The organism is Stella humosa (genome assembly GCF_006738645.1).
Taxonomy (GTDB): Bacteria; Pseudomonadota; Alphaproteobacteria; order ATCC43930; family Allostellaceae; genus Allostella; species Allostella humosa.
This window is the reverse complement of the sequence record NZ_AP019700.1, coordinates 5676709-5695376: the sequence shown is the minus strand read 5'-3', so window position 1 is coordinate 5695376 and position 18668 is coordinate 5676709. Positions and strand designations below refer to the sequence as shown.

Annotated in this window: 21 protein-coding genes; 11 read left to right on the top strand and 10 right to left on the bottom strand. The window is 71.7% G+C overall.

Going from position 1 to position 18668, the window contains the following annotated elements; all coding sequences use genetic code 11:
- Positions 1 to 22: 22 nt before the first annotated feature.
- Genes STVA_RS26865 through STVA_RS26850 form a run of 4 tightly spaced genes read left to right on the top strand, consistent with a single transcriptional unit; the run spans position 23 to position 4329 of the window.
- Positions 23 to 1978, top strand: a complete 1956-nt coding sequence (locus STVA_RS26865; RefSeq protein WP_123690288.1) for a TRAP transporter permease — start codon at positions 23 to 25, stop codon at positions 1976 to 1978.
- Positions 1979 to 1989: 11 nt separating this feature from the next.
- On the top strand, positions 1990 to 2193 hold the full coding sequence (locus tag STVA_RS26860) for a hypothetical protein (protein ID WP_123690290.1): 204 nt from the start codon (positions 1990 to 1992) through the stop codon (positions 2191 to 2193).
- A 17-nt stretch (positions 2194 to 2210) separates the two neighbouring features.
- On the top strand, positions 2211 to 3107 hold the full coding sequence (locus tag STVA_RS26855; protein WP_123690292.1) for an HpcH/HpaI aldolase/citrate lyase family protein: 897 nt from the start codon (positions 2211 to 2213) through the stop codon (positions 3105 to 3107).
- Positions 3108 to 3129: 22 nt separating this feature from the next.
- Positions 3130 to 4329 (top strand): CaiB/BaiF CoA transferase family protein, encoded by a 1200-nt coding sequence (locus tag STVA_RS26850; protein WP_123690294.1) that lies wholly within the window; start codon positions 3130 to 3132, stop codon positions 4327 to 4329.
- A 135-nt stretch (positions 4330 to 4464) separates the two neighbouring features.
- On the opposite strand, the gene gshB is transcribed toward STVA_RS26850, so the two are convergent.
- Positions 4465 to 5427, bottom strand: a complete 963-nt coding sequence (gene gshB, locus STVA_RS26845) for a glutathione synthase (protein ID WP_123690296.1) — start codon at positions 5425 to 5427, stop codon at positions 4465 to 4467.
- A 141-nt stretch (positions 5428 to 5568) separates the two neighbouring features.
- Here gshB and STVA_RS26840 point away from each other — a divergent pair, with 141 nt between their 5' ends.
- The 3 genes from STVA_RS26840 to STVA_RS26830 are packed head-to-tail and all read left to right on the top strand — an operon-like array spanning position 5569 to position 7720.
- Positions 5569 to 6087 carry a winged helix-turn-helix transcriptional regulator gene (locus STVA_RS26840; protein WP_123690298.1) on the top strand — a complete coding sequence of 173 codons (519 nt, stop codon included), beginning with the start codon at positions 5569 to 5571 and terminating at the stop codon, positions 6085 to 6087.
- Between the two features lie 53 nt (positions 6088 to 6140).
- The gene (locus STVA_RS26835) at positions 6141 to 7340 is read left to right on the top strand and encodes an MFS transporter (RefSeq protein ID WP_123690300.1); all 1200 of its coding nucleotides are present in this window, start codon (positions 6141 to 6143) and stop codon (positions 7338 to 7340) included.
- A gap of 8 nt (positions 7341 to 7348) precedes the next feature.
- The gene (locus STVA_RS26830; RefSeq protein ID WP_142235896.1) at positions 7349 to 7720 is read left to right on the top strand and encodes a hypothetical protein; all 372 of its coding nucleotides are present in this window, start codon (positions 7349 to 7351) and stop codon (positions 7718 to 7720) included.
- Between the two features lie 14 nt (positions 7721 to 7734).
- Here STVA_RS26830 and STVA_RS26825 read toward each other — a convergent pair whose 3' ends face one another.
- The 3 genes from STVA_RS26825 to rsmI are packed head-to-tail and all read right to left on the bottom strand — an operon-like array spanning position 7735 to position 9817.
- On the bottom strand, positions 7735 to 8574 hold the full coding sequence (locus tag STVA_RS26825) for a SirB1 family protein (protein ID WP_170216496.1): 840 nt from the start codon (positions 8572 to 8574) through the stop codon (positions 7735 to 7737).
- Positions 8571 to 8948, bottom strand: coding sequence for a YraN family protein (locus tag STVA_RS26820; RefSeq protein ID WP_123690304.1), 378 nt, complete (start codon positions 8946 to 8948; stop codon positions 8571 to 8573). Before STVA_RS26820 ends, STVA_RS26825 begins: the two co-directional genes overlap by 4 nt.
- Before the next feature lie 20 nt (positions 8949 to 8968).
- Entirely contained in the window at positions 8969 to 9817 is an 849-nt protein-coding gene (gene rsmI, locus STVA_RS26815) for a 16S rRNA (cytidine(1402)-2'-O)-methyltransferase (RefSeq protein ID WP_245978333.1), read from the bottom strand.
- A gap of 266 nt (positions 9818 to 10083) precedes the next feature.
- Between rsmI and STVA_RS26810 the strand changes: the two genes are divergently transcribed.
- Entirely contained in the window at positions 10084 to 11193 is a 1110-nt protein-coding gene (locus tag STVA_RS26810) for a penicillin-binding protein activator (RefSeq protein ID WP_170216497.1), read from the top strand.
- Between the two features lie 5 nt (positions 11194 to 11198).
- The gene (locus tag STVA_RS26805; RefSeq protein ID WP_123690310.1) at positions 11199 to 11819 is read left to right on the top strand and encodes an HAD family hydrolase; all 621 of its coding nucleotides are present in this window, start codon (positions 11199 to 11201) and stop codon (positions 11817 to 11819) included.
- 3 nt (positions 11820 to 11822) lie between these two features.
- Here STVA_RS26805 and STVA_RS26800 read toward each other — a convergent pair whose 3' ends face one another.
- The 6 genes from STVA_RS26800 to STVA_RS26775 all read right to left on the bottom strand — a co-directional run bounded on the left by STVA_RS26800 (position 11823) and on the right by STVA_RS26775 (position 16802).
- Positions 11823 to 12812 carry a GGDEF domain-containing protein gene (locus STVA_RS26800; RefSeq protein WP_123690312.1) on the bottom strand — a complete coding sequence of 330 codons (990 nt, stop codon included), beginning with the start codon at positions 12810 to 12812 and terminating at the stop codon, positions 11823 to 11825.
- Positions 12813 to 12827: 15 nt separating this feature from the next.
- A complete protein-coding gene (locus STVA_RS26795; RefSeq protein ID WP_142235895.1) occupies positions 12828 to 13076 on the bottom strand; it encodes a hypothetical protein in 249 nt (82 codons plus the stop codon).
- Between the two features lie 85 nt (positions 13077 to 13161).
- Entirely contained in the window at positions 13162 to 14340 is a 1179-nt protein-coding gene (gene hemW, locus STVA_RS26790) for a radical SAM family heme chaperone HemW (RefSeq protein ID WP_123690316.1), read from the bottom strand.
- 13 nt (positions 14341 to 14353) lie between these two features.
- On the bottom strand, positions 14354 to 14977 hold the full coding sequence (rdgB, locus tag STVA_RS26785; RefSeq protein WP_123690318.1) for an RdgB/HAM1 family non-canonical purine NTP pyrophosphatase: 624 nt from the start codon (positions 14975 to 14977) through the stop codon (positions 14354 to 14356).
- The gene (rph, locus tag STVA_RS26780) at positions 14977 to 15696 is read right to left on the bottom strand and encodes a ribonuclease PH (RefSeq protein ID WP_123690320.1); all 720 of its coding nucleotides are present in this window, start codon (positions 15694 to 15696) and stop codon (positions 14977 to 14979) included. Before rph ends, rdgB begins: the two co-directional genes overlap by 1 nt.
- 44 nt (positions 15697 to 15740) lie before the next feature.
- The gene (locus STVA_RS26775; RefSeq protein ID WP_123690322.1) at positions 15741 to 16802 is read right to left on the bottom strand and encodes an NAD-dependent epimerase/dehydratase family protein; all 1062 of its coding nucleotides are present in this window, start codon (positions 16800 to 16802) and stop codon (positions 15741 to 15743) included.
- Between the two features lie 140 nt (positions 16803 to 16942).
- On the opposite strand from STVA_RS26775, the gene hrcA reads away from it, so the two are divergent.
- Positions 16943 to 17977 (top strand): heat-inducible transcriptional repressor HrcA, encoded by a 1035-nt coding sequence (hrcA, locus tag STVA_RS26770; RefSeq protein ID WP_123690324.1) that lies wholly within the window; start codon positions 16943 to 16945, stop codon positions 17975 to 17977.
- Positions 17978 to 17991: 14 nt separating this feature from the next.
- A complete protein-coding gene (gene grpE, locus STVA_RS26765) occupies positions 17992 to 18606 on the top strand; it encodes a nucleotide exchange factor GrpE (protein WP_123690326.1) in 615 nt (204 codons plus the stop codon).
- Positions 18607 to 18668 lie beyond the last annotated feature (62 nt).

The window sequence follows — 18668 nt, the reverse complement described above, 5'->3', positions numbered from 1 at the left end:
TCGCTGGCGCAAAAGACCCACCATGACCCAGGCCCCGCCGCCGTCCGACGCTGCCCTCGCCCTGCTGGAGCAGGATGCGGCGCGGCCACTGCGGGACGTCATCCGCCACGGCGCATTCCATCACCGCGCCGTGGCGGCCGCGATCATCTTCATCAGCCTGTTCCTCGGCGTGCTGCTGATCTATACGGCCGCCGCCGGCACCATCACCGCCTACCTGCAGCGCATCGCCTTCGTCTGCGGCATCTGCTCGCTGGGGCTGCTGGTGCGGTCAGCCGGCGGGCTGCCCTGGCACAAGCGCGGCGCGCTCGGCCTGCTGCCCGACCTCGTCGGCGTCGCCCTGCTGATTGCCGGCATGCTGCACGTCTTCCTCGACTACGAGGATTTCGCCCGGCGCATCGGCTTCCCCGACCCGGCCGACCTCTTCTTCGGCATCGTCTACATCGTCGTCACGCTGGAGGTGACGCGCCGGTTCATCGGCTGGGCCATGCTGATCATCGTGGCGCTGTTCTCGATCCAGGCGCTCTTTGGGGAGAATTTCCCCGGCATGTTCGCCGCCCCCAACGTGCGTTGGCAGACCTTCGTCGAGATCCTGTTCATGCAGGACCAGGGCATCTTCGGCTCCACCACCGGCGTGGCGGCCACCTACCTGATGCTGTTCCTGATCTTCGGCGCGATCCTGGTGCGCACCAACGGCATCGCTTTCTTCGAGAACCTGTCGCTGGCGCTGATGGGCCGGCGCGCCGGCGGCCCCGCCCATGTCTCGGTCCTTTCGAGCGCGCTGCAGGGCACGACCTCGGGCAGCGTGGTCGGCAACGTGGTCGGCATGGGCAACGTCACCATCCCCCTGATGATCCGCAGCGGCTTCAAGCCGGCGACGGCCGGCGCGATCGAGGCGGTGGCCTCGTCCGGCGCCCAGATCATGCCGCCGGTGATGGGGTCCGCCGCCTTCCTGATGGCGGCATTCCTGGGCGTCAGCTACTGGACGATCGTGGTGGCCGCGGTGATCCCGGCCGTCATCTACTTCGTCTCGATCCATACCCAGGTGGAGTTCCGTTCGCGGCGCATGGGGCTGGCCGCCACCACCGAGACCCTGCCCACCGTCGCCAAGGCGATGCGCGAGGGCGGCCACCTGCTGATCGCCATCGCCGCCCTGATCGCGCCCTTCTTCTTCGGCTTCTCGGCGCAGATGGCGGCCCTGATCGGGCTGGGATCGCTGTTCGCGGCCTCGCTGCTGGCGCGTTCCACCCGCATCCCGATGGGCCGCTATCTCGACGCCGTGGTCGACGCCATGTCGAACAACGTGGCCGTCGGTGCCGCCGTCGCCACCGCCGGCATCCTGATGGGCACGCTGTGGGTGTCGGGTGCGGGCAACCTGCTGGCCGACTTCGTCGTCTATGCCTCGGACGGGCGGCTGCTGGTGGCGCTGATCCTGACCGCGATCATCGCGCTGGTGCTGGGGATGGGCCTGCCGACGCCGGCCGTCTACCTGACGGTGGCCGTGCTGATCGTGCCGGCCCTGGTGCGGATGGGGGCGCCCGAACTGCCCAGCCACATGTTCGCCTTCTATTTCGGCATCCTCGCCAACGTCACGCCGCCGGTGGCCCTGGCCGCCTATGCCGCGGCCAGCATCGCCGGCGCCGACCTGAACCGCACGGGCTACGAGGCCTTCATCCTGGCCCTCTCCGGCTTCGTCGTGCCCTTCATCTTCGTCTACGACCCGGCCCTGCTGATGGGCGGCTCCTGGCCGGCGATCGCCATGGTGTCGGTATCCACCCTGATCGCCGTCGTCCTGCTGGCCGCCAGCGTCGAGGGCTGGCTCGGCCGCAACCTCACCATGCCGGTGCGGATCATGCTGGCGGTCGCCACCCTGTGCCTGGCCTGGCCCGACTGGCGGGCACGCCTGTTCGGCCTGGCGATTGCCGCCGTGGCGATCCTGCCGGCGACCCTGCGGCGCGACCGACCCGTCCCGGCGTCGTAGGAGGCAGACCGATGTCCAAGGCACGGATCAACGCGATCGTCTGGGTGGGCGTGCTGCTGGTGACGGCGGGCCTGTGGTTCTTCGGCGCCCGCACCCGCCTGCACCTGGTCGACCCGCTGTCCTTCATCGTGCTCGTCGCCGTGGCGGCACTCCTGCTCACGGTGCTGCTGTGGTGGGAAATGCTGCGCGACGGCGGCGACGGCCGGAACGAATAGAAACCAAGGAGACGGCCATGTGGCCCCTGCGATCGATGCTGTTCATCCCGGCCCACAAGCTCGACTGGACCCGCCGGGTCCAGCGCTTCTCGCCGGATTCGGTGGTGCTCGACCTGGAGGACGCAGTGCCCCCGGCCGACAAGATCCCGGCCCGCGCCATCGCCCGGGAGGCGATCGGCCTGCTGCACGCGATGGGCATCCCCGCCTTCGTGCGCATCAACTCGCTCGACCAGGGTGGGCTGGAGGATGCGGTCGCCGTCGCCACCGAGGGCTTCAGCGGCGTCATGCTGCCCAAGGGCCGCACGCCGGACGAGGTGCGCCAGCTCGACGTGGCGCTGGCCTATGCCGAGGGCAAGGCCGGCCTGTCGCAGCGGTCGGTCGCGATCATGGCCCTGCCCGAGACGGCAGAGGGCCTGTGGGCCGCGCGCGACCTGGCCGCCGCCAGCCCGCGGGTGAAGGGCGTCATTGGCATCGTCGGCGGTCCGGTGATCGGCGACGTCGCGCGCGCCGCCGGCTTCCGGCCGACCGTGGAAGGGACGGAGCAGCTCTACCTCGCCTCCAAGATGGTATTGGACAGCCGGGCGGGCGGTGCCCTCTTCCCCATGTCGAGCATCATCGGCACCGCGCTCGACGACCATGACCTCGTGCGCAGGCTGTGCGTGCGGGCCAAGTCGCTGGGCTTCACCGGCGCGGTGCTGATCCATCCCAGCCACGTCGCCATCGCCAACGAGGTCTTCACGCCCGAAAAGGCCGAGGTCGACTACTTCAAGGGCTTGGTGGAGGCGATGCGCGCGGCCGAGGCCGCCGGCTCCGGCGCCGTCACCTATCGCGGGCAGATGGTCGACTACGCCATGCTGCCGATCGCCGAGGAGATCCTGCGCGAGGCGCGCCGCCGCGGCGTGCTGGCCGACTGACCGACGCCCGAGGAGGCAGACCATGGACGGAACCCCGCTCGCCCCGCGCCCGCTGCCGCTTGCCGGCCTGCGCGTCGTCGAGGTCGGCATCGCGCTGGCCGGCCCCTTCGCCGGCAGCCTGCTGGCCGACATGGGGGCCGAGGTCATCAAGGTGGAACGGCGCGACGGCGGCGACCCCATGCGCCTGCTGGGCCGGCGCAAGAACGGCGTCCAGGTCTGGTGGGGGGTCGCCGCCCGCAACAAGCGGGTGGTGACGCTCAACCTGAAGGATCCGCAGGGCAAGGCCCTGTTCGAGCAGTTGGTGACCGATGCCGACGTCGTGGTCGAGAACTACCGGCCGGGCGTCATGGACCGGCTGGGCATCGGCTGGCAGCACCTGTCGAAGATCAACCCCCGCCTGGTGATGCTGAGCGTGTCGGGCTTCGGCCAGACCGGGCCGGATTCGGGCCGGCCGGGATTCGGCAAGATCGCCGAGGCGCTGAGCGGCATGGTGACCCTGACCGGCGAGCCGGCCGAGACGCCCCAGCATGTCGGCTTCAGCCTGGCCGACACATCGGCCGGCCTGATGGGCTTCTTCGCGGTGGCGGCCGCACTCCACGCCCGCGACTGCGGCGGCGGCTCCGGCACGCACATCGACCTTGCCCTCTACGAGCCGCTGCTGCGCATGGCAGACTGCCAGCTCGCCCTCCATCACCTGCAGCAGCGGAGCCCGGCCCGCCAGGGATCGAACGACCCCTATGGCTGGGGTGCGGCCGAGGCCGACGGCGACTGGCTGCCGAGCTTTGCCTGCGCCGACGGCCGCTGGCTGATGCTGCTGGTGCGGCCGGGCGGGGCGGAGAAGTTGGCGGCGCTGGCTGGCGCTGCCGCCGACAGCGACCGGACCGGGCTGGCGACGGCGCTCGCGCCCTGGTTCGCCGGGCAATCGCCCGAGGCCGCATTGGCAGCGCTGGCCCCGCTCGGCATCGAGGCCGCCCTGGTGCATGACGGCGCGACGCTGGCGACCGACCCTTATTTCCTCGCCCGCGGCGACGTCGTGCCGACCGAGGACGCGGTGGTCGGGCCGGTGGTCGTGCCGGGCTATTCGCCCCGCGGCTACGACCAGTCGTCGCTGCGCGATTTCCGCGATGCCCAGGTGGCCGAGAACAACGCCGAGATCCTGGGCGACCGCCTGGGTGTAGGCCGCGACCGGCTCGCCGCGCTGGAGGCAGCCGGGACGATCTGAGGTCGCCTGGACCGCTGCCGCGACCGATACAGATGCGCGCGGCATCTTTCCGACTGTACATGGCCGATCGGGCGGGGCGGGTGCAGGAGGGGGGCCATGCCTGCGCCCCCCTCGAAACACCGCCCGGCCGCCCGGCTACATCGCCCGCGGCTGGCGCGCCGCCAAGCGGCGGTCGATCGCATCCCACAGATCGGATTCGAGCCGCACGCCGTCGAACCGGTTGATCTCCTGGATGCCGGTGGGCGAGGTCACGTTGATCTCGGTCAAATAGTCGCCGATCACGTCGATGCCGACGAAGATCAGGCCGGCCTCGCGCAGGGCCGGGCCGATCGCCGCGCAGATCTCGCGGTCGCGCTCGGTCAGGGTGGCCTGCTGCGGCTTGGCGCCGGCATGCATGTTGGCCCGCGCCTCGCCCTTCTCGGGCACCCGGTCGATGGCGCCGCCCGGCACCCCGTCGATCAGGATGATGCGCTTGTCGCCGCGCCGCACCTCCGGCAGGTAGCGCTGGATGATGATCGGCTCGCGATAGATCTGGGTGAACATCTCCAGCAGAGCCGACAGGTTCTCGTCGTCGGGGCCGATATGGAAGACACCCGACCCGCCATTGCCGAACAGCGGCTTGACGATGATGTCCTTGTGCTCGGCCCGGAACGCCAGGACCTCCTGCCGGTCGGCGGTGATCAGCGTCGGCGGCATCAGGTCGGGGAAGTGGGTCACGAACAGCTTCTCGGGCGCGTTGCGCACGCGGACCGGGTCGTTCACCACCAGCGTCTGCGGGTGGATGTGCTCCAGCAGGTGGGTGGCGGTGATGTAGGCCATGTCGAAGGGTGGGTCCTGGCGCATCAGGATGACGTCCATGGTCGCCAGGTCGACCGTCTGCCACGGCCCGAAGGTGTGGTGGTTGCCCTTCTCGCGCCGCACCTCCAGCGGCCGGCCGCGCGCCACTACCCGTCCGGCGCTGAGCGACAGGTGCTGCGGCAGGTAATGGAACAGGGTGTGGCCGCGCCGCTGCGCCTCGAGCGCCAGGACGAAGGACGAGTCGGCATCGATGTTGATGGTCTCGATCGGATCCATCTGGATGGCGACGGCGAGGCTCATGGGGCAGCTCCGGGACGGGAAGGAAACGGGCAGGGCGGCGACTATAGCCGCGCCCGGGCCGCCAGACGAGCCGGGGCGCAAGGCCGATTGACCGCCCGCGGCTGGCCCGCCTATAGTTCCTTCCGAAAAGGAAGTCACCTCATGCGCTGGTCGGACATCGGCGATTCCGCCTGCTCCATCGCCCGGGCGCTCGCCATCGTCGGCGACCGCTGGACGATGCTCGTCCTGCGCGAGGCCTTCTTCGGCGTGCGCCGGTTCGAGGATTTCCAGCGCCTGACCGGGGCCTCGCCGCGGCTCGTCTCCGACCGGCTGGCCAAGCTGGTGGCCGAAGGGGTGATGGACAAGCGGCCGTACCAGGACCGGCCGGTGCGCCACGAGTACCGGTTGACGGCCAAGGGCCGCGAGCTGCACCCGGTCATGGTCATGCTGAGCCTGTGGGGCCAGCGCTGGATGGGCGACCCGGCGCGGCCGCCCGTCCGGCTGGTGCATCGCGCCGATCGCGGCGGCTGCGGCCGGGCGACCCGGCCGACGCTGGTGTGCGCGGAATGCGCCGGGCCGATCGCGCCGGGCGACATTGCAGTGGAATTCAGCCCGGCCTATGCGGCCGAGCGCGCGGCGCGTGCCGACCCGGAGGGCCGGGCCGGCACGCAGGATTCGTGAAGGCCGGCAATGCCGGCCTGTTCAATCCGGGCGGAGCCCGGGGGAGTGGTGCGATGCAGGGCGCTCAAGCCGGCCGGGTGATGATGATCGTCATCGTCGCCGGGTGTCTGTTCAACATCCTGTCGTTCGGCCTGCGGACGGGCTTCGGCCTGTTCCTCGATCCGCTCAGCGACGCCAATGGCTGGGGCCGCGAGGTGTTCTCGCTGGCATCGGCCGTGCAGAACCTGCTGTGGGGCCTGGGCGTGCCGTTCGCGGCAGCGGCCGCCGACCGCTGGGGCACGGCCCGCGTGCTGGGCTTCGGCGCCAGCCTCTACGGCGCCGGCATCGCCCTGATGCCGCTGGCGACCGAGCCCTGGATGCTGCACGCCACCATGGGCGTGATGGTCGGCTTCGGCCTGTCCTGCGCCTCCTTCTCGATCGTGCTGGCGGCACTCGGCCGCGCCGTGCCGGCCGAGAAGCGGACCTGGGCCTTCGGCCTCGGCACCGCCGCCGGCTCCATGGGCCAGTTCCTGATCGCGCCCATCGAGCAGCTCCTGCTCGGCCTCTTCGGCTGGAGCAGCGCGCTCATCATCATCGGCGCCATGTGTCTCCTGATGCTGCCGCTCGCCTGGTTCCTGCGCGGCCGGCCCGAGAACGTCGCCGGCCAGCAGTCCATGGGCCAGGCCCTGCGCGAAGCCGGCAGCCATGGCAGCTACTGGTACCTGGTCGCCGGCTTCTTCGTCTGCGGCTTCCACGTCGCCTTCATCCTGACCCACCTGCCGCCCTACCTGAAGGACGTCGGCGTGCCGGCCTCGATCGCCGGCTGGTCGCTGGCGCTGGTCGGACTCTTCAACATCGTCGGCTCCTACACGGCCGGCGTGCTGGGCGGACGGCTCAGCAAGAAGTGGCTGCTGAGCCTGATCTATCTGGGCCGGGCCATCGTCATTACCATCTTCGTCCTGACACCGCCGTCGTCGGCCTCGGTGCTGATCTTTGCCGCCGCCATGGGCCTGCTGTGGCTGTCGACCGTGCCGCTCACCTCGGGCCTGGTCGCCGTCATGTTCGGACCCCGCTACATGGCGACGCTCTTCGGCATCGTCTTCCTCAGCCACCAGGTCGGCGCCTTCTTCGGCGTCTGGCTGGGCGGGCGCATCTACGACGCCACCGGCAGCTACGACATGGTGTGGTGGCTGGGCGTGGCCCTGGGTCTGTTCGCGGCCCTCATCCACCTGCCGATCGCCGAGCGGTCGGTGCGGCTGGCCCCGGCCCGGTAGCGCTGGCGATGGCGGCGGCAATGGCGGGCACGGCCCGGCCGCACCGGCTGGCGCTTGCCATCGCGGCCGCCATCGTCGTCGCCTGGGCGGCGGGTGCCGGGCTATTGCTGGCCCTGGGCACCCTGCCGCCGGACCGCTCTGGCACGGTGGCCGTGCTGTTTCCGCCCGGCACCGGCGGCATGGCGGCGCTGGCCGCGGTGGCGGCGGCCGACGGCGTCCTGGTGCGCGACACCATCCTGCCCAACGTCGTGATCGCCGACGGGCGGGAGCCGGGCTTCGTCGGCCGGCTGCGGCAGGCGGGCGCGCTGGCGGCCTACCCGCCGCTCGACATCGGCTTTGCCATGATCGGTGGCTGCACCGGATTGCCGCCGCCCCGCTGACCCGCACCCACCCGTCAGTTCAGGCGGCCGCGCAGTTCCTGCAGCAGGGTCGCCAGCTGGTGCCGGCCGGCGGCGTCCGGCGTACACGTCAGTGCCCGGTCGATCGCCGCCACGGCCGACCGCAGGTTGCCGAGATGGGCGTTGATCAGTCCCGACTCGTGCCACAGCCCGGCCTCGTCGGGCGCGAACAGCAGCATCGCCTCGATCGCGGCCAGCGCGCCGGCGGCGTCCTGCCCGCGCAGGCGGCGCAGCTTCACGTTGTTGTGGAGGCGCAGCAGGACCGAGCGGTTGGGCACCGGGGCATAGTGGGCCGGGTCCAGCTCCTCGCGCTCGCCGGCCAGGGATTTCAGCAGGCGGCGCAGCGTCGCGGCATCGCACTGCCGGCCGCCATTGAAGGGGTCGAGGATGGCCCGCGCCCCGCCGCCCTCGACCGCGATCAGGAAATGGCCGGGAAAGGACAGGCCGCAGGCATCCCAGCCGAGCCGCATGGCGACGTGCAGGTAGAGGATGCCCAGCGCCACCGGCAGGCCCTTCCGGCGATCCATCACCCGGATCATGTTGGCGTTCTGGAGGTCGTCGTAGGTCAGCCCGTCGCCCTGGTAGCCCTGGCGGACAGCGATCACCTCGGCCAGCGCGGCAGCGCGGGCCGACAGGCCCGGCGCCGCCCCGGCTTCCGCCGCCACCGCCGCCGTCAGTTCGTCGAGCTGGGCCCGGTAGCGGTCGAGCGGCACCTGCGGCCGGTCGAGCGCCGCCAGCGCCAGCGCGCCCAGGCCGAGGTCGAACGCCGCGTCCGGCACGGTGGCCAGCGACTGCAACATGGCCCGGGCCGCGTCCCGGCCGGCCGCTTCCGTCATCGCGACTCCGGCCGCCAGGCATCGGGCAGGTGCCGGGGCAGGCGCCTCGGGCTGGCCATCACGACATCGAAGCGGACGTCGAGGCCGGCCAGGTCGGGCCGCCCGGCCAGATACTCGGCCGCCGCCCGGCCGATGCGCTGGCGGCCCTTGGCCAGGACCGAGCCCGCGGCCGTCGCCTCGTCGCCGCGCGCCTTCACCTCGATCACCGCCAGGATGCGGCCGCGCCGGGCGATCAGGTCGATCTCGCCGCTGCGGCCACGCCAGCGGCGGGCCAGCACGCGATAGCCCTTCAGGCGCAGGAGCCAGGCGGCCCAGGCCTCGGCCCGGCGGCCGCGGCGTTCGGCGGCGGCCCGCCGGGCGTTCGCCCCCGGCATCGCACGCTGTCTGGCGGCACTCATTCGCGCTCTCCCTCGGCAGCGCCCAACGCCAGCGCGCGGGCATAGACTTCTCGCCGTGTCAGGCCGGTCAGTGCCGCGACGGCCGCCGCAGCATCCTTCACCCGCATCGTCGCCAGGGCCAGACGCAATTGCCGGTCGACTTCCGCCGGCCCCACGGCCGCGGCCGGCAAAGGCGGGCCGACGACGACCACGATCTCGCCCCTGGGCGGGCCTGCCTGCTCATAGTGCGCGGCCAGGGCCGACAGGGGCCCGCGCCGCACTTCCTCGTGCAGCTTGGTCAGTTCCCGCGCCACGGCAGCCGGGCGGTCGCCCAGCACGGTCGCCATCTGCGCCAGGCTTTCCGCCAGCCGTGGCCCGGTCTCGAAGAAGAGCAGCGTCGCCGGCACCGCCGCCACCTCGGCCAGCGCCGTGCCGCGCTGGCCCTGCCGGGGCGGCAGGAAGCCCGCGAAGAGAAAGCGATCGCTGGGCAGGCCCGACAGCACCAGGGCAGCCAGCGGCGCCGATGGGCCGGGCAGGGTGGTGACGGCGATGCCGCGCTCCACGCATTCGGCCACCAGCCGGTAGCCCGGGTCCGACACCAGGGGCGTGCCCGCGTCCGAGACGAGCGCCACGGCCAGCCCGCCCGCCATGCGATCGAGCAGGCGTGGCCGGACACGGGCCGCGTTGTGGTCGTGATAGGCCAGCAGGGGTGCCGTTGCCCCCAGCCCGCGCACGAAGGGGCCGCTGACGCGGGTGTCCTCGCAGGCGATCAGGTCGGCCGCGCAGAGCGTGTCGATGGCGCGCAGGGTGATGTCGCGCCGGTTGCCGATCGGGGTCGCCACGACATGCAGGCCGGCCGGCAGCAACCCGCGGGCGTCTGCGGCGTTGGCATCGCCATCGGCAGGGTCGTCGTCGCCATCCGGTTTACTTGCCGGAAGGGCGTCGATAGGCTCCGGCCGACCCTGTCCCCCTGCTGGGAGTGCCGACCGTGCGCGCCGCCCGCCCTGTCCGTCCGTCTCATCCATCGATCGCGGCATGTGTCGCCCTGGCCCTGTCGCTTGCCGCATGCGGTCCCACCGTACGGGACGACCCGCCCCGACCGCAACCGATGCCGCCGCCCCAGGCGATGGTGATGCAGCCCCCGCCGGTGGTCGAAGCGCCGCCGCCGCCCGCCCCGGCGCCCAACCCGATGCTGGGTGGCATTTCCCGTGGGGGCGCTCAGGTGGCCCTGCTGCTGCCGCTGCGCGGCCAGCACGCCGCCCTCGGCAACGCGATGCTGGAGGCAGCGCAGATGGCGCTGCTCGACGCCGGCCAGAACAATGGCGGCATGACGCTGGTGCCGCGCGACACCAACGGTACCGCCGAAGGGGCCGAGGCCGCCGTCCGCAAGGCGCTGGACGACGGTGCCGCCCTCATTCTCGGGCCACTCTTCTCGCACGAGGTGCGGGCCGCCGCCGGCCCCGCCCGCGAGCGCGGGGTGGCCGTCATCGCCTTCACCAACGATGCCGATGTCGCGGCCGACGGCGTCTTCGTGATGGGGCTGCACCCGCGGCCGCAGATCCGCCGGGTCGTCGAGGAGGCCGCCGCCGCGGGCGGCAAGCGCTTCTCGATCCTGGCGCCCGCCTCGCCCTACGGGCAGCGCGGCGCCCAGGCGGCCGAGGAGGCCGTGCCGCGCGTCGGCGGCACCATCGTCTCGGTCGAGTTCTACGATCCGGGCGGGGCCGACTCGCAGGAGACGGCGCGCCGCCTCGCCCGCCAGCCAGCCGATTTCGTGGTGCTGCCGGAGGCGCCGGCGCGCGCGGTGACCCTGGCGCCGCTCTATTCCTATTACGAGACCCGCGGCAACCGGGCCAAGTTCCTGGGAACCCAGCTGTGGGACGACCCGTCGATGTGGCGCGAGCCGGCGCTCTACGGCTCGTGGTTCGCGGCCCCGCCCGCGGAGGCGCGCATCGCCTTCACCGAGCGCTTCACCGCGCTCCAGGGCCGCCAGCCGCCGCGCATCGCCACCCTGCCCTATGACGCGACAGCCTTGGCGGTGGCGCTGGCCCGCCAGCCGGGCGGCGCCGACTTCTCGGTCGACGCGATCACGCGGCCGAACGGCTTTGCCGGGGTGGAGGGGCTGTTCCGCTTCCGCCGCGACGGGCTGTCGGACCGGGCGCTGGCGATCATGGAGATCCGCCGCGGCCAGCCGCCGGCCGTGGTGCGACCCGCGCCGACGGCTTTCGACGACCGGGGGAGCTGACCCGCATGGCGGCCCGGCCCACGACCGTCGTCTTCGACCTGGGCGGCGTCCTCATCGACTGGAACCCCCGCCACCTCTACCGCAAGCTGTTCGAGCGGGAAGAGGCGATGGAGCGGTTCCTGGCCGAGGTCTGTACCGGCGACTGGAACGTCGAGCAGGATCGCGGCCGCCCGTTTGCCGAGGCAACCGCCCTGCTCGTCGCCCGCCACCCGCAGGAACGGGCGATGATCGAGGCTTTCCACGGCCGCTGGATCGAGATGCTGAACGGCCCGATCCACGGCACGGTGGCGATCCTGGAGGAGCTCGACGCCCGCGGCGTGCCGCTCTACGCGCTGACCAACTGGTCGGCGGAGACCTGGCCGCTGGCGCTGCCGCTGTTCCCGTTCCTGGGGCGGTTCCGCGGCGTGCTGGTGTCGGGCCAGGTCGGCCTGATCAAGCCCGATGCGGCGATCTACCGCCGCCTGTGCGCGGACTTCGCGATCGAACCGGCCGATGCCGTCTTCATTGACGATTCCGCCCGGAACGTCGAAGGGGCGGCCGCGCTTGGCTTCCACGGCCATCACTTCCGCGGGCCGGAGGCCCTCAGGACGTGGCTCGCCGGGCTGGGTCTCCTGCCAGCGGCCTAGCCGTCAGGACGCGGTGACCGTGCGGTTGCGGCCGCCGCGCTTGGCTTCGTAGGCCGCATCGTCGGCCCGGCGCACGGTGTCGGCGAAAGTCTCGTCGCCGGGCGCCAGTTCGCTGACACCGAAGCTGGCGGTCATGCGGATCTCGCCGGCGCCATCGGCGACGCCGGTGTCGGCCACGGCCAGTCGCAGGCGCTCGGCCACGCCGACGGCCTCGGCCAGCGGCGCCTCGGGCAGGGCGATGGCGAACTCCTCGCCGCCCATGCGGCCCAGCAGGTCGACGGCGCGCAGGTTCTCGCGGCAGACGCGCGTGACCGCCTGCAGCACCCGGTCGCCCGCGGCATGGCCGAAGCGGTCGTTGATCGACTTGAAATGGTCGATGTCGAAGACGATGCAGGCGAGCGGCCCGCCGCTGCGCCGGGCGCGCGCCACTTCGCGGGCGGCGTCGGCCGCAAAGGCGCGCCGCGTCATCGCCCCCGTCAGGCTGTCGGTCGTCGCCAGCCGCCGCAGTTCCAGCTCGTCCACCACCAGGCGGGCCAGATCCTGGAGCACGGCGAGCTGGATCGGCGAGATGTCACGCGGCGCGAAGTCGACCGCGCAGAGCGTGCCGATGTTGTAGCCGCCCGGCGTATGCAGCGGCACGCCGGCATAGAAGCGCACGAACGGCTCGCCCAGCACGGCAGGATGATCGTGGAACTTGGGGTCCGCCAGGGCATCACGCACGACCAGCGGCGTGTCGCGCTGGATGGCGTGGGTGCAGAAGGACGTGCTGCGCGGCCCTTCGGTCGCGTCCTGGCCGATCCGCGACTTGAACCATTGCCGGTCGCGGTCGACCAGCGAGATCAGCACCATCGGGGTCTGCACGGCGATCTGCGCCAGGCGGGTGATGCGGTCGAACGATTCCTCGGGCGCGCTGTCGAGCACGTCGTAGCGATAGAGCGCATCCAGGCGGGCCGCCTCGGGGGCCACATCGTCGGGCCCCGTGTCGTCTGGCATCGGCTGTCTCCTGCTCTATTCCTGCGGCCGCCGATCGGCCGCTGCCTCCACATAGCGAGCCAGTTCGCGCTCGTACTGGCGGAAAACGCTCATGACCTGGTCGTCGACCAGCACCTCGTCGAGCCCCAGCCGGCGCAGATTCTCGGCCAGGGCAGCCAGATTCTGGGAATGGCGGCGGACGTTCTCGCGCGCATCGGCCTCGCCCACGGCGGCGGCGAGCGGGCTTCGGGGCAGGTCGGGGGATCGGCCTGGATCACTGCTCATCGCAACACCCCCTCATGGATGAGGGCCGCATCGGGCGGCCGCGGCGCCAGCATAGGTCCGTCGCGCCGGGACCGAAAGCCGGAGCCTACGCGGCAGCGGCCGGAAGGAGCGCGGACAGCACGGCATTCAGCCGCTGCCGGCCGCTGTCGGTCGCGGCCAGGCGATCCCCGTCGCAGGCCAGGAACCCGCCGCGCACCAGCCGCTCTATACGATCCGGCCGGATCCAGCCCGCCAGCGACCGCCCGGTCTCGGCTTCCACCCGCGACAGCGGCACGCCCTCGGCCAGGCGCAGGCCCATCATCAGCAGTTCCGACAGCCGCTCGCCCTGGTCGACCGGCACCTCGTCCTCGACCCCGTCGCCGGTGGCCGCGACCGCGGCCAGCCAGGATTCGGGCGCCTTCTTCTGGCGGGTCGCGATCTTGACCCCGCCCAGGGTCAGCCGGCCATGGGCGCCGGGGCCGATCCCGGCATAGTCGCCATAGCGCCAGTAGGCGAGGTTGTGCCGGCTCTCGCCGCCCGGCCGCGCATGGTTGGAGATCTCGTAGGCCGGCAGGCCGGCGTCCGCCAGCGTCTGCTGGGTCGCCTCGTAGAGCGCGCCCTGCACCTCCTCGTCGGGCAGGACCAGTTCGCCCCGCTCGTGGAGGGTGGCAAAGCGCGTCCCGGCCTCGATCGTGAGCTGGTAGACCGAGAGATGGTCGCCGGCCAGCGGCAGCGCGCGCGCCAGCTCCGCCTGCCAGGCCGCCACGGTGTGGCCGGGCCGGGCATAGATCAGGTCGAACGACCAGCGCGGGAAGATGCGCGCGGCCAGCGCCAGCGCCCGCAGCGCCTCGCCGGCGTCGTGGCGCCGGCCGAGCTGGTGCAGCGCCTCGTCGTCCAGCGCCTGGACGCCGAGCGATACCCGGCCGACCCCGGCCGCCCGGTAGCCGGCGAAGCGCCCCGCCTCGACCGATCCGGGGTTGGCCTCGATCGTGACCTCGACGTCGCGGTCGACCGTCCAGCCCAGGGCGATGCGGTCGAGGATGCCAGCCACCGTGGCCGGCGCCATCAGGGACGGCGTGCCGCCGCCGAAGAAGATGCTGGTGACGCGCCGGCCGGGCGTGCGGGCGGCCGCGGCATCGATCGCGGCGGCGTAGGCCACCTGCCACTGCGCCTCGTCGATGCGCTCGCGGACATGGCTGTTGAAGTCGCAATAGGGGCACTTGGAGACGCAGAACGGCCAATGGACATAGACCGCCAGCGAATCGGGGTCGCCCACGCCCGTCATGGGGTGAGCAGGATCATGAGGCGGCCGGCCCCGCGAAGCAGGCCGCGACGAGCTGGGCGAAGGCATCGGCGCGATGGCTGATGCCGTGCTTGGCCGCCCCATCCATCTGGCCGAAGGTTTCCGACGAACCCAGGGGCAGGAACATCGGGTCGTAACCGAAGCCGCGATCGCCGCGGGGCGGAAAGACCAGCGTCCCGTCGACCGTGCCGAGGAAGGTATCCGCGTGCCCGTCCGGCCAGGCCAGCGTCAGCGCGCAGACGAAGCGCGCGCGGCGGTCGGCGGCCCCGGCCAGCCGGCGCTCGATCTCGCCCATGGCATGGCCGAAATCCTTGCCCGGCCCGGCCCAGCGGGCGGAATAGATGCCAGGCGCGCCGCCGAGCGCGGCCACCTCCAGCCCCGAATCGTCGGCCAGCGCCGGCAGGCCGCTGGCGCGGGCGGCGGCATGCGCCTTCAGCTCGGCATTGGCGACGAAGGTGGTGCCGGTCTCCTCCGGCTCGGGCAGGCCCAGTTCGCCGGCCGACACCACCGTCACGCCCCAAGGGGCCAGCAGCTCCCCGATCTCGCGGACCTTGCCGGCATTGTGGCTGGCGATCACGAGGCGCCCGCCCGGGGCACCGGCCGGGAACCGACGCGCCATCAGGCGGCCTCGAGCGCCCGCTGCTGGTGGAGCGACAGCTCGCCGATGCCGTGGCGGGCCAGGCGCAGCAGCTCCAGCAGCTCGCTCTCGTCGAAGGGCGCGCCCTCGGCCGTGCCCTGGACCTCGACGATGCGACCATTGTCGGTCATCACGAAGTTGGCGTCGGTCTCGGCCGCGGAATCCTCCAGATAGTCGAGGTCCAGCACGGGCGTGCCCTTGTAGATGCCGCAGGAGACCGCGGCCACCCCGGCGCGGATCGGCGTGGCCGGAATGCGGCCCGCGGCGACCAGGCCGCGGCAGGCGATCGCCAGCGCGACCCACGAGCCGGTGACGGCGGCCGTGCGGGTGCCGCCATCGGCCTGGAGCACGTCGCAGTCGATCTTGATCTGCCGTTCGCCGAGCGCTGCCATGTCGACCACGGCGCGCAGCGAGCGGCCGATCAGGCGCTGGATTTCCTGCGTCCGGCCGGACTGCTTGCCGCGGGCGGCCTCGCGATCGGTGCGGGTGTGGGTCGAGCGCGGCAGCATGCCGTATTCCGCCGTCACCCAGCCCTTGCCGCTGTTGCGCAGGAAGGGCGGCACCTTCTCTTCCACCGATGCAGTGCAGAGCACGTGGGTGTCGCCGAAACGCGCCAGGCACGAGCCTTCGGCATGCTTGGAGAAGCCGGGCTCGAGATGGATCGCACGCAAAGCGTCGGCGGCGCGGCCGGATGGGCGCATCGTCGGGGTTCCTTGGTTTATGTCCGGGAAAATCGCGCCGGACCCTACGCGCCGCCTCGCCCGGCGTCCAGCCCAGCGTCTTGCGCGCCATCCTGGCCGGTCTGTTCGTCGCGCCAACGGATCAGCCGCGCCAGTCCCTCCTCCATTGCGACCTCGGGCCGCCAGCCGATCGCCTTCTCCGCCGCCGAATGGTCGATGCGGAAGGCCCCGCCCGACGTCAGCCGGACACGGCCGGCCGGCGGCTCGACATGCTCGGGCGCCAGGTCGCTGCCGGCCAGGCGCGTCACCATGCGCACCAACTCCAGCGTCGTTACCGGCGCGGGGCCAGAGACGTTCACCGCCACGTCGGTTGCCGCAGCGGCGAAGGCGGCTAGGTTGGCACGCGCGGCGTCGCCCACATAGAGGAAGTGCTTGGTCTCGCTGCCGTCGCCGACGACGCGCGGGCGCAGGCCCTGGCGCACCCGGTCCAGCGTCTCGATGATGTAGAGGGCATTGGCCGCGCGGTAGTGCTGGCGCTCGCCATAGACGGTCGAATAGCGCAGCACCACATAGTCCTGGCCATGGCGCCGGTGGGCGTCGCGGCAGAGCTGCTCGCCGATGATCTTCGACGCGCCATAGATGACGGCGCCGGACGGCGCGCCCAGGGAATGGAAGGGCGTCGCCTCCACCAGGTCGCCCGCGACCCCCGGCCCGTAGCCGTAGACGGCATTGGACGAGGCGAACACCAGCTTGCGGACCCGGTTGGCGCGGCAGGCCTCGATCACGTTCTGGACGCCGCGGATATTGACGTCGAGCCCGGTCCAGGGGTCGGCGTCCATGGAGATCGACATGGCGGCCGCCAGGTGCAGCACGCCGTCCATGCCCTCGCTCGCGGCCAGGAGTTGCGGCAGCCGCATGACGTCGCCGCGGACCAGGCGCGCGCGGGGGTTCCGTTCGAGATGGGCGACCACGGCCGGGGACCCGAAGGCGAAATTGTCCAGCACCATGACCTCGGCCGCGCCGCGTTCCAGCAGCAGGTCGGCGGTGGTGGAGCCGACCAGGCTGGCGCCGCCGACGATCAGGAACCGGCCGCCGGCCACGGATATTGCTGGGGTGGTGGCTTCCATCTCTTTCCTCCCTATATCCAAGGGTGGCATGGTACCCCAAGCTGGAGGTTTGGTGCATTGACGGTCGCTGGTCCGGTTCCTAGATCTCGGGGTGTGCCCTTGGGCGTTGTCGAGCGATGATTCAGCCGTTCCGGTCCGGGATGGTGACGGAATTGAACGAGCGGTCGCGCGAAGTCTTCCGCCTGGTCGTCGACGCCTACATGGAAACGGGCGAGCCCGTCGGCTCGCGCACCGTTTCCCGCCGCCTGGGCCAGCAACTGTCCCCCGCCACGATCCGCAACGTCATGGCCGACCTGGAGGAGGCGGGGCTGCTGTTCGCGCCGCACACCTCGGCCGGCCGCCTGCCGACCGAAGCCGGCGTGCGCCTTTTCGTCAACGGCCTGCTGGAGCTGGGCGGCCTCAGCGAGGAGGAGCGGCGCAACATCGACGGCCGTTGCGCGGCGTCCGGCCGCAGCGTCGGCCAGGTGCTGGAGGAGGCGACCGAGCTGCTGTCCGGCCTGTCGCGCTGCGCCGGCGTCGTCTTCGCGCCCAAGGTGGAACGCTCGCTGCGCCATATCGAGTTCGTGCATCTGGGGCCGGGCCGCGCGCTCGTCGTCATGGTGACCGAGGACGGGCTGGTCGAGAACCGCATTTGCGAGGTGCCGGTCGGCATGCCGCCATCGGCGTTGGTGCGGGCCGGCAACTACCTGAACGCGCGGCTGAGCGGTCGCACGATCGACGAGGCGCGGAGCGAGATCACCACCGAACTGGAAAGCCACCGCTCTCAGTTGGACGAACTGTCGAGCCGGGTCGTGGCGGCCGGGCTGGCAACCTGGACCGGCAACCGGACCGAAGGCTCGCTGATCGTCCGCGGCCAGTCCAACCTGCTGGGCAACGTGACGGCGATCGAGGATCTTGAGAAGATCCGCACCCTGTTCGAGATGCTGGAGGCGAAGGACTCGATGCTGCGCCTGCTCGACGCCACGCAGATCGGCGAAGGGGTGCAGATTTTCATCGGCGCGGAGCATAATCTGTTCGCCAACACCGGCTGTTCGGTCGTGATCGCGCCCTATCACAACAGCCGCGAGCAAATCGTCGGTGCGATCGGCGTGATCGGGCCGACGCGCATCAATTATGCCCGAATCATCCCCATGGTCGACTACACGGCCAAGGTGATCGGTCGTATAATAGGTTGATACGGAAAGGTTTCATGAACGCTTCGCACCAGGATCCGACCGAGCGGCCCGCGCCCGCCAACAATGCAGCAACCGAGAACGCCGAGTCTGCCCAGGCAGCGGGCGAGGACCGGCTGGCCGATCTCGAAGCCGAAGTGGCGAGCCTGAAGGACCAGTATCTGCGCGCCGTCGCCGAGGCCGAGAACATCCGTCGCCGGGGCGAGCGCGAGCGCCAGGACGTTGCCAAGTATGCCGCGACCAACCTTGCCCGCGACATGCTGGCCGTCGCCGACAATCTGCGCCGCGCCCTGGATGCCCTGCCGGGCGAGGCGCGCGAGGACGAGCGGGTGCGCGGCTTCATCGAGGGTGTCGAGTTGACCGAGCGCGAGCTGCTGGCCGGCTTTGGCCGCCACGGGATCGAGCGCATCAGCCCGGTCGACGTTGCCTTCGACCCCAATCGTCACCAGGCCATGTTCGAGGTGCCGAACAGCGGCAAGCCGAACGGCACGGTGGTCCAATGTCTGCAAGCAGGCTGGGTCATGCATGACCGCCTGCTGCGGCCGGCATTGGTCGGCGTCGCGAAGTCCGCGGCGCCGGGAGCCCCTGCCGCCGTACCGCCTGTCGCCACTGATGAACCAACGATCGGGTAACCCGCGATGACCCGCGCCGCCGCAGTCCTGATTGTCCTGGTTTCGATCTTGGGTTCAGCGCG

Bases quoted from the DNA above. Each gene is read 5' to 3' on its own strand.
- STVA_RS26865 (WP_123690288.1), top strand. From the start codon at position 23: ATGACCCAGGCCCCGCCGCCGTCCGACGCTGCCCTCGCCCTGCTGGAG.
- STVA_RS26860 (WP_123690290.1), top strand. From the start codon at position 1,990: ATGTCCAAGGCACGGATCAACGCGATCGTCTGGGTGGGCGTGCTGCTG.
- STVA_RS26855 (WP_123690292.1), top strand. From the start codon at position 2,211: ATGTGGCCCCTGCGATCGATGCTGTTCATCCCGGCCCACAAGCTCGAC.
- STVA_RS26850 (WP_123690294.1), top strand. From the start codon at position 3,130: ATGGACGGAACCCCGCTCGCCCCGCGCCCGCTGCCGCTTGCCGGCCTG.
- gshB (WP_123690296.1), bottom strand. From the start codon at position 5,427: ATGAGCCTCGCCGTCGCCATCCAGATGGATCCGATCGAGACCATCAAC.
- STVA_RS26840 (WP_123690298.1), top strand. From the start codon at position 5,569: ATGCGCTGGTCGGACATCGGCGATTCCGCCTGCTCCATCGCCCGGGCG.
- STVA_RS26835 (WP_123690300.1), top strand. From the start codon at position 6,141: ATGCAGGGCGCTCAAGCCGGCCGGGTGATGATGATCGTCATCGTCGCC.
- STVA_RS26830 (WP_142235896.1), top strand. From the start codon at position 7,349: ATGGCGGCGGCAATGGCGGGCACGGCCCGGCCGCACCGGCTGGCGCTT.
- STVA_RS26825 (WP_170216496.1), bottom strand. From the start codon at position 8,574: ATGACGGAAGCGGCCGGCCGGGACGCGGCCCGGGCCATGTTGCAGTCG.
- STVA_RS26820 (WP_123690304.1), bottom strand. From the start codon at position 8,948: ATGCCGGGGGCGAACGCCCGGCGGGCCGCCGCCGAACGCCGCGGCCGC.
- STVA_RS26810 (WP_170216497.1), top strand. From the start codon at position 10,084: ATGCAGCCCCCGCCGGTGGTCGAAGCGCCGCCGCCGCCCGCCCCGGCG.
- STVA_RS26805 (WP_123690310.1), top strand. From the start codon at position 11,199: ATGGCGGCCCGGCCCACGACCGTCGTCTTCGACCTGGGCGGCGTCCTC.
- STVA_RS26800 (WP_123690312.1), bottom strand. From the start codon at position 12,812: ATGCCAGACGACACGGGGCCCGACGATGTGGCCCCCGAGGCGGCCCGC.
- STVA_RS26795 (WP_142235895.1), bottom strand. From the start codon at position 13,076: ATGAGCAGTGATCCAGGCCGATCCCCCGACCTGCCCCGAAGCCCGCTC.
- hemW (WP_123690316.1), bottom strand. From the start codon at position 14,340: ATGACGGGCGTGGGCGACCCCGATTCGCTGGCGGTCTATGTCCATTGG.
- rdgB (WP_123690318.1), bottom strand. From the start codon at position 14,977: ATGGCGCGTCGGTTCCCGGCCGGTGCCCCGGGCGGGCGCCTCGTGATC.
- rph (WP_123690320.1), bottom strand. From the start codon at position 15,696: ATGCGCCCATCCGGCCGCGCCGCCGACGCTTTGCGTGCGATCCATCTC.
- STVA_RS26775 (WP_123690322.1), bottom strand. From the start codon at position 16,802: ATGGAAGCCACCACCCCAGCAATATCCGTGGCCGGCGGCCGGTTCCTG.
- hrcA (WP_123690324.1), top strand. From the start codon at position 16,943: ATGGTGACGGAATTGAACGAGCGGTCGCGCGAAGTCTTCCGCCTGGTC.
- grpE (WP_123690326.1), top strand. From the start codon at position 17,992: ATGAACGCTTCGCACCAGGATCCGACCGAGCGGCCCGCGCCCGCCAAC.